The following is a 13,393-nucleotide window of genomic DNA, read 5'->3' on the forward strand; positions in this document are numbered from 1 at the left end:
GTCGTGCCGTGCACCGCGTCATGCGCCGGCGGGGCCGGTCCGCTGGGCGGGCAGGGTGAACCACACGGCCTTGCCGTGCGGGGTGGGGTGGTGGCCGCAGTCGGAGCTCAGGCTCCGGATCAGCAGCAGGCCGCGGCCGTGCTCCTGCCACGGGTCGGGCCGTCCGGCGTCCGGACGGGCCGACAGGTCGCCGGGCGGGCTGGCACCCCGCGGCGCGAATATGTCGTGCTTCTGTGACGGCAGTCACGATCTGGTGATATCTTCGGTGACGTGAGCCCCTTCACCGGTTCCACACCAGCGACCGAACGGTGGCACCACCTCCGGGTCACCCGGCAGGACGGCGTCGCCACCGTCACCTTCGACCGCCCCGAGAAGCTGAACGCGCTCACCTTCGGCGCCTACGCCGACCTGCGCGACCTGCTCGGCGAACTGTCCCGTGAGCGCTCCGTACGCGCCCTCGTGCTCGGCGGCGAGGGGCGCGGCTTCTGCTCCGGCGGGGACGTCGACGAGATCATCGGCGCCACCCTCGCCATGGACACCGCCGAGCTCCTCGACTTCAACCGGATGACCGGCCAGGTGGTGCGCGCCATCCGCGAATGCCCCTTCCCGGTGATCGCCGCCGTGCACGGGGTGGCCGCCGGGGCCGGAGCCGTCCTCGCGCTCGCCGCCGACTTCCGGATCGCCGACCCCACCGCCCGCTTCGCCTTCCTCTTCACCCGGGTCGGTCTCTCCGGCGGCGACATGGGCGCGGCCTACCTGCTCCCCCGGGTCGTCGGCCTCGGCCACGCCACCCGCCTGCTGATGCTCGGGGAGCCCGTCCACGCGGCCGAGGCCGAGCGGATCGGCCTGCTCAGCGAGCTCACCGAGGAGGGCAAGGCCCACGTACGGGCCGCGGAACTCGCCGCACGCCTGGCCGCGGGCCCCGCCCTCGCCCACGCGCAGACCAAGGCCCTGCTCACCGCCGAGCTCGACATGCCCCTGGCCGCGTCCGTGGAACTGGACGCCGCCACCCAGGCCCTGCTGATGCACGGCCAGGACTACGCGGAGTTCCACGCGGCCTTCACCGGGAAGCGGCCGCCGGAGTGGAAGGGCAGGTAGTCACATGGCCCCTGGTGCCATGCGGGTCGCCGTCGTCGGCGGGGGACCGGGAGGGCTGTACGCCGCCGCGCTGCTGGCCCGCCAGGGCCACACGGTGGAGGTCTGGGAGCGCAACGCCCCGGACGACACCTTCGGCTTCGGCGTGGTGCTCTCCGACGAGACCCTCGGCGGCATCGAGCGGGCCGACACCGTCGTCCACACGGCCCTGAGCGCGGAGTTCGTGCGCTGGGACGACGTGGACATCGTGCACCGCGGCCGACTGCTGACCTCCGGCGGCCACGGCTTCGCGGCCATCGGGCGGCGCCGGCTGCTGGAGATCCTGCACGAGCGCTGCGCGGGCCTCGGCGTCCGCCTCCGCTTCCGCTCCGAGGCCCCGGCGGCCGCCGAGCTCGCCGCCTCGTACGACCTGGTGGTCGCGGCCGACGGGGTGCACAGCGCGATCCGGGAGGCCGGCGCCGCGCACTACGGGCCGACACTGACCGGCGGCCGCTGCCGCTACATCTGGCTCGCCGCCGACTTCGCCTTCGACGCCTTCCGCTTCGAGATCGCGGAGACCGAGCACGGGGTCATGCAGCTGCACGCCTACCCCTACGCGGCCGACGCCTCCACGGTGATCGTGGAGATGCGCGACGAGGTGTGGCGGGCCGCCGGCTTCGACCTGTGCGACGAGAACGAGTCGGCGGCCCGCTGCGCCAAGATCTTCAGCGAGGCCCTGCGCGGGCGCCCGCTGCACGGCAACCGCTCCGCGTGGACGCAGTTCCGTACCGTCGTCAACGAGCGCTGGTCGCACGGCAACACGGTGCTGCTCGGCGACGCCGCGCACACCGCCCACTTCTCCATCGGGTCCGGCACCAAACTGGCCGTCGAGGACGCGCTCGCGCTCGCCGAAGCGGTGGGCGCCGCACCGGACGACGTCCCGGCCGCCCTCGCCGCGTACGAGACGGCCCGCCGCCCGGCGGTCGCCAGCACCCAGCGGGCGGCGGCCGCGAGCCGGCACTGGTTCGAGGAGATCGCCGGATACGTCGACCAGCCCGCCCGGCAGTTCGCCTTCAACCTCCTCACCCGCAGCCGCCGGGTCACGCACGACAACCTGCGGATGCGCGACGCACGGTTCACACGGGCCGTGGAAGGGGACTTCGGCTGCCCGGACGGCACTCCCGCGATGTTCACGCCCTTCACCCTGCGGGGCCTGACCCTGCGCAACCGGGTCGTCGTCTCACCGATGGACATGTACTCGGCCAAGGACGGGCTGCCGGGCGACTTCCACCTCGTCCACCTCGGCGGGCGGGCCCTCGGCGGGGCCGGGCTGGTGATGACGGAGATGGTCTGCGTGTCCGCCGAGGGCCGCATCACCCCCGGCTGCACCGGCCTCTACACCCAGGAGCAGGCGGCCGCCTGGAAGCGGATCGCCGACTTCGTCCACACCTCGGCGCCCGGTACCGCCCTCGGCGTCCAGCTCGGGCACGCCGGCCGCAAGGGCTCGACCCGGGTGATGTGGGAGGGCATGGACGCCCCCCTGCCCGAGGGCAACTGGCCGCTGGTGGCCGCCTCCGCGCTGCCCTACCGGCCGGGCGTCTCGGCGCTGCCGCGCACCCTCGGGCGCGCCGACCTGGCGGCGCTGCGTTCCGATTTCGCGGCCGCCGCCGTCCGCGCCGCCGACGCCGGATTCGACCTGCTCGAACTGCACTGCGCCCACGGCTACCTGCTCTCCGGCTTCCTGTCCCCCCTGACCAACCACCGCGACGACGAGTACGGCGGCTCCCTGGAGAACCGGCTGCGCTTCCCGCTGGAGGTCTTCGACGCGGTCCGCGCCGTGTGGCCCGAGGGCCGCCCGATGACGGTCCGCCTCTCGGCCACCGACTGGGCACCCGGGGGCACCTCGCCCGAGGAGGCGGTACGGATCGCGGCCGCCTTCGCCGCCCGCGGCGCGGACGCCATCGACGTCTCGACGGGCCAGGTGGTCGCGGACGAGGCCCCCGAGTACGGGCGCTCGTACCAGACCCCGTACGCCGACCGGATCCGCAACGCGCTCGGCGTCCCGGTCATCGCGGTCGGTGCCATCTCCTCCTGGGACGACGTGAACTCCCTGCTGCTGGCCGGCCGCGCCGACCTCTGCGCCCTCGGCCGCCCCCACCTCTACGACCCCCACTGGACCCTGCACGCGGCCGCCGAGCAGTCCTACGAAGGCCCCGGCGCACCCTGGCCGGCCCCGTACCGCGCGGGCAGCCGCAAACCGCCGACGGGCCGCGGCTAGGCCCCGTCGGCGGGACGGCTACGGCTGCGCGATCGGCACGAACAGGGCATTGATGGTCCGGTCCGCGTTCATGGTGAGCTGGTAGCTCGGGTTGTTCCCTTCCAGCTCGAAACCGTCCACCGCCCACGCGTCGAACCGGAAGCCGGGGTTCGGGATGGCGGTGACGGTGACCTGCGTGCCGGGGTCGTACGGACCGTACTCGCTGACCCGGACCGTGCCCGCACCCGCGGGGTCGTGGAGCAGGGTCAGGGAGCGGCGGTTGGTCACGAGCGACGCGCGGTATCCGGCCAGGATGTCCGCGTTCTGCAGCGCGACGGCGGCGTTGTTGTTCTGGGCGTTGCCCAGGATCTGGCCGTTCCAGGTGCGGTCGGGGGTGGAGTACGAGTTGACCACGTTGCACGCCTGGGGGCAGGCGTTGGAGTAGGCCATGAGCGTGCGGTGCTGGCCGTTGGGCGTGACCCAGCCGTAGTTGAACGTGCCCGCGGGGGTGGTTCCGTTCTGGCGCGCGACCGTCAGGCGGTCGTGCCGCCCCCGCACCGCCTACCGGCCGAGGTTCACCCGAATACGGGGGCGGCCCCCACAGCGAGGCCGGCCCCCCTAGGCCTTCGGGACCTGGGTGTTCTGGCAGACGGTCAGGAGCCAGCGGCCGTCGTCGTCCTTGGTCATCACGTACGTCGGGACGCCCTCGTCCCCGGGGCCGTCGGCCGGGTGGTAGAGCTGGCTGACCTTGACCGCGGCCACGTCCGGACGGAGGAACTGGAGGTGGGTGACGGTGTAGCTGACCCGGCCGTCCCAGCTCGCGCCGGGGAGTACCGCGCGGGTGAACTCGGAGATGGCGTCCAGGCCGATGAGGACCTTGCCGCCGCCGGTCGTCCACAGGGCGTCGGGATGGAAGAGGGAGAGGAAGGCGTCGGGGTCCTTGGCCTGCTGCGAGGCCTCGACGGCGGCCACCACCTGGTCGATGGCCTCGATGTCGGCGGTCCGGGCTGCGTTTTCGGTCGTCATGTGGATCATCATCGAACGTCAAGGGCAGTTGAGGTCAAGGCCCGGCTCATAGGCCGGTACGGACCCTGCCGTGGCCCTGCCGGCGCTCTGCCGTCACGCGGGGACGATCTCGGCGCGGTCCTCGACCGGGGTGTAACCCAGGCGCAGGTAGACGCCGTTGCTGGTGGGGTTGGCCAGGTCCGTGAAGAGCAGGACCTCGGTGGCGCCGGCCGCGTACGCCGCTTCGCTCACCGCGTGCGTGACCCCGGCGGCGTAGCCGCGGCCGCGGTGCTCGGGCGGGGTGTAGACGGGGCCGACGCGGGAGACCCGGCCGATCGGGCGGGAGAAGCCGGCCAGCGAGACGGGAGTCCCGGCGTGCTCCCACAGCCGGATCCCGCCGTAGGAGATCCGGTCGCGCAGCACGTCCTCGGAGACGCTGCCCGGAACGCCCGCCTCCGCCCTGAAGGCCGTGATCCACTCCAGCAGCAGCGGGAGGTCCGCCCCGGTGGCGGGCCGGGCCCGCCCGGCCGGGGCGGGATCCGGGGCGACCAGGCCGGCCAGCCGGTACAGGCGCAGCTCCTCGGCGATCCGGGTGGGCCGCCCCCAGGCCTCGGCCAGCGCTTCCGCGTCCGGGCGGCGGGCGTTGAACCCGTGCGCCCCGGCGAGCAGCGGTTCGCCGGCGAGCGCGGCCCCGAGCGCCCGGACCGCTTCCCGGGGCAGCACGCCGAGCACGACCGGGAACGGCGGGGTGCACAGCAGGCCGCCGGCGACGGCGCCGTCGGGCCCCGTCCACCAGCCGAAGAAGGGGGTGCCGTCACCGTAGGCCCCGGCCCCGCGGCGCCGCAGCCCGTCGGCCACGGTCAGAAGAAGGGTGTTGGAGACGGGCCGCGCGGCCGCGGCCGGGCCCGCCGCGGCCAGATAGGCCGTCAGGTCCGTGCTGAAGGTCCAGGTCATGGCCCATCGTGGCGCGGCGCGCGGCCCGCCCGCACCCGGATTTCTCACGCGGGCAGCCACCCCGGCCACCACGGCGGCACGTTGTCGGGCCCGCACTCGGCCAGGTTTCCGGGATAGCCGCCGAGGGTGCCGCGCACGGCGAAGTACATGACCGTCAGCACGGCCAGTACGAACAGGACGGTGCCCAGTTGCAGCACCACGGGCTGCTGTTCGAGCAGGTGGGCCACGAACAGGGCGATCACCGCGAAGGCCACGGCCAGCGGGAGCAGCGTGAAGTTCAGCTCCATGAGGCCGCCCGGGCCCGCTCCGGCGTCGCAGTACCTCTGGGCGTGGGCGGCCAGCGAGATGGCGGTGCAACCGGACGCGAGTCCGGCGAGCGCTGCCGGGCCGAGCGTGAGGAGACGTCTCCTCGGGGAGGGGCGCGCAGCAGGTGTCGTCATGTGTGCCTACGACGTCCCCCCGGCCGGTCACGGTTGCGCGAAGCGCTCCCCGGCATCACGCAGCCGCTCGTGCAGCTCGGTGAAGACCGCCGCCGCCCGGTCGCCCGGCCAGTCCGCCGGGAGCAGTTCCCGCGGCAGGCCCGGGTCGGCGTACGGGAGGCGCCGCCAGGTGTCCAGGGCGAGGAGGTAGCTCCGGTAGGCCTCCTCCGGGGTCGGCTCCGGGCCCGGCCGGAGCGCGCGCAGGACGGGTTCGTGCAGGTCGAGGAATTCCTCGTGCTGCTTGGCCAGGGCCGCCAGGTCCCACCAGCGGGCCACCGCCTCGGCGGTCGGGGCGAAACCGAGGTGGGCGCCGCGGAAGAGTTCCACGTACGGGGTCAGGTGCAGCCGCTCCAGGGTGTGCGCGGTCTCCTCGGCCAGCCGGGCCGGGGCGATCCACACGCCCGGCGCCACCGCGCCGAAACCGAGCCGGGCCAGCCGCGAGCGCAGCAGATGCCGCTTGTTCCGCTCCTGCTCCGGGACCGAGAACACCGCCACCAGCCACTCCTGCGACAGCCGCGGGCTGCCGTAGATCCGGCGGTCGCCGTCGTCCAGCAGCTGCCGCGCCTCCTCGGAGAGCCCGTACGCCGCCGAGCCGTCCGCCGCCCGCTCGGGCAGCAGGAAGCCGCGCCGCTTCAGCCGGGACACCGACGAGCGGACCGACGGGGCGTCCACGCCGGCCGCGCCCAGCAGGCGGATCAGCGCGGCCACCGGGACCGGGCCCTCGAAGGCCCGCCCGTAGGCTCCGTAGAACGTGACGATCAGGGATCGCGGAGTGTGCTGCTCGACCACGGGTTCACTCTAGGGGGTGTCTTGCCTATCAGGCCGGATCAGGGAGCGGGGTCCGGTGCCGCACATCGCAAGACGACCGAGGACAACGCGGCGAGGCGCGGCACCGGGCACCGCGAGCCCGGCCTGATCGGCAAGACACCCCTAGATCCTGTCGGGCGGATCGGGCCGGGCGCCGGGATCGCGCAGCCGGAAGCGCTGCAGTTTGCCCGTCGCGGTACGGGGGAGGGCGGGGAGGAAGACGAAGGAGCGCGGGCACTTGTGCGGGGCCAGTTCCGCCCGCATGAAGGTGCGCAGGACCTCCTCCGTCAGCACCGCGCCGTCGCGTGCCACGGTGTACGCCACCACGATCTGCCCGCGCCGCTCGTCCGGGAGTCCCACCACCGCCGCCTCCACCACGTCCGGGTGGCGCAGCAGGGCTTCCTCCACCTCGGGGCCGGCGATGTTGTAGCCCGCCGAGACGATCATGTCGTCCGCCCGGGCGACGTAGCGGAAGTAGCCCTCCGGATCGCGGACGTAGGTGTCACCGGTCAGGTTCCACCCGCCCTGTACGTACTCTCCCTGCCGGGGATCGGCCAGGTAGCGGCAGCCCACCGGGCCGCGCACGGCCAGCAGCCCCGGCTCGTTGTCCGGGACCGGGCGGCCGGCCCGGTCCACCACCCGGGCCTCCCAGCCCGGGACCACCCGGCCCGTCGTCCCGGGCCGGATGTCCTCGTCGGCGGCGGAGATGAAGATGTGCAGCAGCTCGGTCGCCCCGATGCCGTTGATGATCCGCAGGCCGGTGCGCTCGTACCAGGCCTGCCAGGTGGCGGCGGGCAGGTTCTCCCCGGCCGAGACGCAGCGCCGCAGCGCCGACAGGTCGTACATGCCCACGTCGTACGGGCCCAGCGCGTCCAGCATCGTCCGGTACGCGGTGGGCGCGGTGAACAGCACCGTCACCCGGTGCTCCGCGAGCGCGGGCAGCAGCCTGCGCGGCACCGCCTCCTCCAGCAGCAGCGCCGAGGCCCCGGCCCGCAGCGGGAAGACCACCAGTCCGCCGAGGCCGAAGGTGAAGCCGAGCGGCGGGCTGCCCGCGAAGACGTCGTCCGGGCGGGGCCGCAGCACGCTGCGGGAGAAGGTGTCGGCGACGGCGAGCAGGTCACGGTGGAAGTGCATGCAGCCCTTGGGCCGCCCGGTGGTCCCGGAGGTGAAGGCGATCAGGGCGACGTCGTCCGCCGAGGTCGGGGCGGCCGGGAACGGGTCGGGGTGTCTCTCGGCCAGCCGGAGCAGATCGTCCGGGGCGGCGCCCCCGTACACGGTGATCCGCAGCCCCGGCACCTCCGCCTTGACCAGGTCGTCCAGCACGTCCGCGTGGCACAGGGCGTGCCCCACCCGAGCCATCGCGCACACCGTGGCCAGCTCCTGCGCGCGCTGCTGGGGCAGTACGGTGACGGCCACCGCGCCCGCCTTCATCACCGCGAGCCAGCAGGCCGCGAGCCAGGGGCCGGTGGGCCCGCGCAGGAGCACCCGGTTGCCGGGGACCACGCCGAGGTCGGCGGTCAGGGTGTGGGCCAGGCGGTCCACCCGCTCGCGCAGACCGCCGTACGTCCACACCTCGCCCGTGGAGCTGCGGAAGGCCGGGCGGTCGGCGCCCGCCGGACCGAACCGGGCGATGGTGGCGTCGAGCAGCTCGGCCCCGCAGTTCAGGCGGTCCGGGTAGGCCAGTTCGGGCAGATCGAAGAGGAGCTCCGGCCAGGTGTCCGCGGGTGGCAGATGGTCACGGGCGAAGGTGTCGGTGTGAGCGGAAGGCTTGAGGTCCAAGGCGGGTCGCCCCCCTTGCAGCGGTCCGGGGTGGGGTGGAGCCGGCCGTGCGGTGGTTCCTCCGGCCACAGCCGGAAGGTCCTTCCAGGAGCGTATCGTGATGGTGACGGCAGTCAACAGGACGCGATAGATGCGGGGATATTCGGATGACCGGATTCGCGCTCGGGGTGGACCAGGAGGAATGGTGCGGGCAGTTGCGCGCACTGGCGGTGCAGCGGTTGCGGCCACTGGCCGAGAAGGGGGAACCGGGGCGGGTCAACCGGCCGCTGCTGGCGGCACTGGGGGAGCTGGGCCTGCTGGAGCGGGTGTTCGCCTCGGGCGCGCTGGAACTGTGCCTGCTGCGGGAATCCCTCGCCTACGGTTGCACGGAGGCCGAGACGGCGCTCGCCCTGCAGGGGCTCGGGGCCTACCCGGTCCTGCGGGCGGGGAGCGAGGAGCAGCGGGAGCGCTGGCTGCCGCAGGTGCGCGCCGGGCGGGCGGTGGCCGCCTTCGCGCTGAGCGAGCCGGGGGCGGGCTCGGACGCGGCGGCGCTGGCGCTGGCGGCGACGCCCGGTCCGGCCGGCGGGGGAGGCTGGCGGCTCAGCGGTGAGAAGTGCTGGATCTCCAACGCCCCCGAGGCGGATTTCTACACCGTGTTCGCCCGAACGGGCGAGGGGCCGGGGGCGAAGGGGGTCTCGGCCTTCCTGGTCCCGGCCGACCGCCCCGGACTCTCCGGCGCACCCCTGGACATGCTCTCCCCGCACCCCATCGGCTCCCTCGCGTTCGACGGGGTACCGGTCGGCCCGCGGGACCTGCTCGGCGAACCCGGGCGGGGTTTCCGCGTCGCGATGGACACCCTGAACCTCTTCCGGCCGAGCGTCGGCGCCTTCGCGGTGGGCATGGCCCGGGCCGCGCTGGACGCGACGCTCGCGTACACGGCGGACCGGACCGCGTTCGGCGGAACGCTGAGCGATCTGCAGGCGGTGGCGCACCGGGTGGCCGAGATGGCCACCCGCACGGAGGCGGCCCGGCTGCTGGTGTACGCGGCGGCCGGGGCCTACGACCGGGGGGCCGGGGACGTCCCGCGCCGGGCGGCGATGGCGAAACTGCTGGCCACGGAGACGGCCCAGTACGTGGTCGACCACGCGGTCCAACTGCACGGCGCGGTCGCCCTCCAGCGCGGCCACCTGCTCGAACACCTCTACCGGGAGGTACGGGCACCGCGGATCTACGAGGGGGCGAGCGAGGTGCAGCGCACGATCATCGCGAAGGAGCTGTACGGGGCGGTGGCGCCGCGATGAGCCTGGAGCGGATCAACCCGGCGGAGCTGTCGCCCGCGACGGGTTTCTCGCACGCGGTCGCGGCGACCGGCACCCGGCTGGTGTTCCTGGCGGGCCAGACCGCCCTGGACGGCGGGGGCAAGGTGGTCGGCGAGAGCCTGCCGGAGCAGTTCGAGGTCGCCCTCGCCAACCTCCTGACGGCCCTCGCCGCGGCGGGCGGCACCCCGGCGGACCTGGCCCGGGTGACGGTGTACGCGGTGGACGTGGCGGCGTACCGGACCCACGCGGCCGAACTGGGCCGCATCTGGCGGCGGTCGGCCGGCCGCGACTATCCGGCGATGGCCGTCATCGGCGTGGTCCGCCTCTGGGACGACCAGGCCCTGGTGGAACTCGACGGCGTGGCGGTCCTCCCGTAACGGTGGGGCGGCCTGGCCGTGCCGTGCCGTGGTCCGGGCGGCGGGACGGCCGGGGCCGCCGGAGGCGTGGACGCGCGCTCGTCCTGCGGGGACACTCCGCCGTGTCCGCCCTGGACCCCAGGGGCATTGCATGTTCGAGATCGGTCCGGTTCGCCGGTCTTGTGATGTGATGTCATGTCTCGTTCTGGGGATGGTTGTTCCCCGGAACGCAGTGCAGGCACGGCGCCGGTGATCATGTGGTTGTCGAGACCCATGAGAACCGAGCGAGACCGTGCCTGCCCGAACAGCATCGCCCATGCCCGCCGGGCTGGGACACCTGACCCTCCAGAATCGCGCTGTCACCCGACAGGATGCCGCTGACCTGCGGCGCTTCCTGATCTGGGTGCCCGACCCACGCAGTCGGCGGGGGCGGCGGTATCCGATGCTCCCCCTGTTGTGCGCGGCAGCTTCGGCCGTGCTGGCCGGTGCCCGTTCCCTCATCGCGATCGGGGAGTGGATAACGGACGCCCCGCAGTCGGCCCTGGAGGTCCTCGACTTCCCGGCCGAGCCGCTCACCGGTGTCCATCCCGTCCCTCACCCGGCGACCGTCCGGCGCCTGCTCCAGCGGCTGGACGCCGACGCTCTGGACGCTGCCATCGGAGCATTCCTACAGGCCAGAGGAGTACACCCGAGCGAGTCCGAGCGATCGGCGAAGCCGGTGCCGCGGGCGATCGCGGTCGACGGCAAGACGGTCCGCGGCTCGCGCACCGTCACAAGCACCGCGATCCAGCTGCTGGCCGCAATGGACCACCACGGCGTGGTCCTGGCCCAGCGGCAGGTCGCCTCCAGAAGCAACGAGATCCCCGCCTTCGCCCCGCTGCTGGACAGCATCGACCTGAGCGACAACGTGATCACCAGCGATGCCCTGCACACCCAGCACGCCCACGGCACGTACCTCCGCGAGCGCGGCGCCCACTACCTGGCCATCGTGAAAAAGAACCACCCCGGGCTGTATGCCCAGGTCAAAACGCTGCCCTGGGCGGACATCCCGCTGGACCACCGCACCCGCGACCGGGCCCACCACCGCGACGAGATCCGCCGACTCAAGACCGCCGCCTTCCACCACCTCGACTATCCCGGCGCCCGCCAGGCGATCCAGATCGTCCGATGGCGCCGCGACCGCTCGACCGGGAAGCTCACCATCGAACGGGTCTACCTGATCACTAGCCTGGACACCTACGACGCCACCGCCGTCCAGCTCGCCACCTGGATCAGGGGCCACTGGGGCATCGAGAACCTCCTGCACCACGTCCGAGACCGGACCTTCCGCGAGGACGACTCCAAAGTCCGCACCGGCCACCTGCCCCGCACCATGGCCGGCCTGCGCAACCTCGCCATCGGCATCTTCCGCCAGAACGGCCACACCAACATCGCCGCTGCCCTCCGCCACACCGGCCGCGACCACACCCGACCCCTGCGAATCCTCGGCCTCACGTGATCAATCCGGACAGACCGCAACCATGCAATGCCCCTGAGATACATACGGCGTTCCCTCAGCGGCCATTCATGATCCCTAAGCTCACGCCTCGTGAAGAACGTGAAGAGGACGATCGTGTTGCTCGCCTTGATAATGAGCTACTTCCCGCTGACCCCGACGGCGTTCGCGGCGGCCAAGTCGCCCGCGCAGGTAGCCGAGGACTGCGCCGACCCGAGGCCCACGCAGGCCGGGGACATCATCTACTGGGACCCCGAGTGCTACCTCACCTTCAAAAGCAGCAAGCAAGTATGGGGCGAGGCCACCATGCCCGACAAGCTCGGCAGTGGGAAGAGCCCCATCGCCTACGGCTGCACCAGTAGCGGCAGCGTGAGCGTCGCCGGAACCAAGAGCTCCTCCACCAGCTTCTCCTTCGGCCTCGACATCGGCGGGAAGAAGAAGTTCGGTGACTGGGAGGCCTCCGTCGGGCCCAAGCTCGGTTGGAGCTGGACCTGGAGCACCAGCGACACCCATACGCACACCGCCGCGGTCCCCCTGGGCAGCGTCGGCTGGATCGAGGTCAAGGAGCCGCTGATCGAGGCGGTCGTCGACATCGATGCCCGCTACGACGGCAACAAGAACGAGCTCGTCAAGAACGCGGTCGTCCGGGTGCCGGACACCAGCCGGTCCTTCGCCTGGTTGTATCAGAGCCGCAAGATGACCGACACGGAGCTGAGGGACATCTGCGGGCAGGACCCGCCGACCACCAAGACCTACGACATGTGGTCGGCCGGCGGCAAGGCTCCCTACAAGAACCTGCTGAGCGGCAAGTGCCTGGCCATCGGCCCCACCGTCCCCAACGGCGGGCTCGTGGTGCAGCGCACCTGCGACGGCGGGGCCGCGCAGAAATGGAACGCCGTCAAGGCGAGCAACGGCTATTTCACCATCCGCAACAACAACGGCTACTGCCTCACAGTCCCCTACAACAACGGCACCCCGCCCGGCCAGAACACCCAGCTCATGTGGTGGGGCTGCGAGACCCGCTGGGACTCGGGCAACCAGCTCTGGTCGGTCAACCCGACCAAGATCAGCGGTACCTACACCTTCACCAACCAGTGGACGGGGCTCTGTCTCGCGCCGCACTCCAGTGAGATGACCAAGAACGGCGGCCGGGTGACCATCCGCAAGTGCGCGTAGCGGGATCGGTTTACCCCTCCTATGGAGTCCTCTGCGGAGTGGAGAAGACTCCGTAGGAGGGGCCCTATGGACTCTTCTGCAGGAGCGGACCGGACTCCACTGGAGTCTATTCCGAAGCGGACTCCAGTGGAGTGGAGTCCGCAGTGGAGCGGCTCGGCTGGGAAGTCGAGGACCTCCAGGGCCGACTGCGGGGCGTCCGTTATCCACTCCCCGATCGCGATGAGGGAACGGGCACCGGCCAGCACGGCCGAAGCTGCCGCGCACAACAGGGGGAGCATCGGATACCGCCGCCCCCGCCGACTGCGTGGGTCGGGCACCCAGATCAGGAAGCGCCGCAGGTCAGCGGCATCCTGTCGGGTGACAGCGCGATTCTGGAGGGTCAGGTGTCCCAGCCCGGCGGGCATGGGCGATGATGTTCGGGCAGGCACGGTCTCGCTCGGTTCTCATGGGTCTCGACAACCACATGATCACCGGCGCCGTGCCTGCACTGCGTTCCGGGGAACAACCATCCCCAGAACGAGACATGGCATCACATCACAAGACCGGCGAACCGGACCGATCTCGAACATGCAATGCCCCTGCCCTGGACCCCGCCTGGAAAGGACCTAGTGCTGTGGCCGGAAAGGTTTGCCGGGTTGCGGCGTCAGGTGCGGTGCATCGCAAGGCGGAGGGCCGCGGCTCGTACCGGACGTACTTGCGCGGTCCGACAACGC

General features: G+C 72.4%; 13 protein-coding genes and 1 pseudogene. 6 read left to right on the forward strand and 8 right to left on the reverse strand.

Annotation, left to right across the window (positions count from 1 at the left end; genetic code table 11):
- Positions 1 to 18 precede the first annotated feature (18 nt).
- Positions 19 to 210: pseudogene (locus ACZ4YL_RS12430) on the reverse strand (ATP-binding protein); the annotation flags it as partial.
- Between the two features lie 60 nt (positions 211 to 270).
- On the opposite strand from ACZ4YL_RS12430, the gene ACZ4YL_RS12435 reads away from it, so the two are divergent.
- Both ACZ4YL_RS12435 and ACZ4YL_RS12440 read left to right on the forward strand, forming a co-directional pair.
- Positions 271 to 1,098: an enoyl-CoA hydratase family protein gene (locus tag ACZ4YL_RS12435; protein ID WP_468115979.1), complete on the forward strand. Its 828-nt coding sequence runs from the start codon at positions 271 to 273 to the stop codon at positions 1,096 to 1,098.
- A gap of 4 nt (positions 1,099 to 1,102) precedes the next feature.
- The gene (locus ACZ4YL_RS12440) at positions 1,103 to 3,352 is read left to right on the forward strand and encodes a bifunctional salicylyl-CoA 5-hydroxylase/oxidoreductase (protein ID WP_468115981.1); all 2,250 of its coding nucleotides are present in this window, start codon (positions 1,103 to 1,105) and stop codon (positions 3,350 to 3,352) included.
- A gap of 18 nt (positions 3,353 to 3,370) precedes the next feature.
- On the opposite strand, the gene ACZ4YL_RS12445 is transcribed toward ACZ4YL_RS12440, so the two are convergent.
- The 6 genes from ACZ4YL_RS12445 to ACZ4YL_RS12470 form a co-directional block, all read right to left on the reverse strand.
- The gene (locus ACZ4YL_RS12445) at positions 3,371 to 3,889 is read right to left on the reverse strand and encodes an InlB B-repeat-containing protein (protein ID WP_468115983.1); all 519 of its coding nucleotides are present in this window, start codon (positions 3,887 to 3,889) and stop codon (positions 3,371 to 3,373) included.
- 60 nt (positions 3,890 to 3,949) lie between these two features.
- A complete protein-coding gene (locus ACZ4YL_RS12450) occupies positions 3,950 to 4,366 on the reverse strand; it encodes an SgcJ/EcaC family oxidoreductase (protein WP_468116275.1) in 417 nt (138 codons plus the stop codon).
- 84 nt (positions 4,367 to 4,450) lie between these two features.
- Entirely contained in the window at positions 4,451 to 5,290 is an 840-nt protein-coding gene (locus ACZ4YL_RS12455; RefSeq protein ID WP_468115985.1) for a GNAT family N-acetyltransferase, read from the reverse strand.
- A 44-nt stretch (positions 5,291 to 5,334) separates the two neighbouring features.
- Positions 5,335 to 5,730 carry a hypothetical protein gene (locus ACZ4YL_RS12460; protein ID WP_468115987.1) on the reverse strand — a complete coding sequence of 132 codons (396 nt, stop codon included), beginning with the start codon at positions 5,728 to 5,730 and terminating at the stop codon, positions 5,335 to 5,337.
- 27 nt (positions 5,731 to 5,757) lie between these two features.
- Positions 5,758 to 6,558, reverse strand: a complete 801-nt coding sequence (locus tag ACZ4YL_RS12465) for a PaaX family transcriptional regulator (protein ID WP_468115989.1) — start codon at positions 6,556 to 6,558, stop codon at positions 5,758 to 5,760.
- Between the two features lie 141 nt (positions 6,559 to 6,699).
- Complete coding sequence (locus ACZ4YL_RS12470) at positions 6,700 to 8,355, reverse strand: AMP-binding protein (protein WP_468115991.1); 1,656 nt, start codon at positions 8,353 to 8,355, stop codon at positions 6,700 to 6,702.
- A 146-nt stretch (positions 8,356 to 8,501) separates the two neighbouring features.
- Between ACZ4YL_RS12470 and ACZ4YL_RS12475 the strand changes: the two genes are divergently transcribed.
- The 4 genes from ACZ4YL_RS12475 to ACZ4YL_RS12490 all read left to right on the forward strand — a co-directional run bounded on the left by ACZ4YL_RS12475 (position 8,502) and on the right by ACZ4YL_RS12490 (position 12,680).
- Positions 8,502 to 9,635: an acyl-CoA dehydrogenase family protein gene (locus ACZ4YL_RS12475; protein WP_468115993.1), complete on the forward strand. Its 1,134-nt coding sequence runs from the start codon at positions 8,502 to 8,504 to the stop codon at positions 9,633 to 9,635.
- Positions 9,632 to 10,030: a RidA family protein gene (locus ACZ4YL_RS12480; protein ID WP_468115995.1), complete on the forward strand. Its 399-nt coding sequence runs from the start codon at positions 9,632 to 9,634 to the stop codon at positions 10,028 to 10,030. Before ACZ4YL_RS12475 ends, ACZ4YL_RS12480 begins: the two co-directional genes overlap by 4 nt.
- A 295-nt stretch (positions 10,031 to 10,325) precedes the next feature.
- The gene (locus ACZ4YL_RS12485) at positions 10,326 to 11,507 is read left to right on the forward strand and encodes an ISAs1 family transposase (RefSeq protein ID WP_468115997.1); all 1,182 of its coding nucleotides are present in this window, start codon (positions 10,326 to 10,328) and stop codon (positions 11,505 to 11,507) included.
- Between the two features lie 90 nt (positions 11,508 to 11,597).
- Positions 11,598 to 12,680: an RICIN domain-containing protein gene (locus ACZ4YL_RS12490; protein ID WP_468115999.1), complete on the forward strand. Its 1,083-nt coding sequence runs from the start codon at positions 11,598 to 11,600 to the stop codon at positions 12,678 to 12,680.
- On the opposite strand, the gene ACZ4YL_RS12495 is transcribed toward ACZ4YL_RS12490, so the two are convergent.
- On the reverse strand, positions 12,581 to 13,084 hold the full coding sequence (locus tag ACZ4YL_RS12495) for a transposase family protein (protein ID WP_468116001.1): 504 nt from the start codon (positions 13,082 to 13,084) through the stop codon (positions 12,581 to 12,583). The two genes, ACZ4YL_RS12490 and ACZ4YL_RS12495, sit on opposite strands and share 100 nt — an antisense overlap.
- Positions 13,085 to 13,393 lie beyond the last annotated feature (309 nt).

It is taken from the genome of Streptomyces sp. NPDC030021 (genome assembly GCF_055574035.1).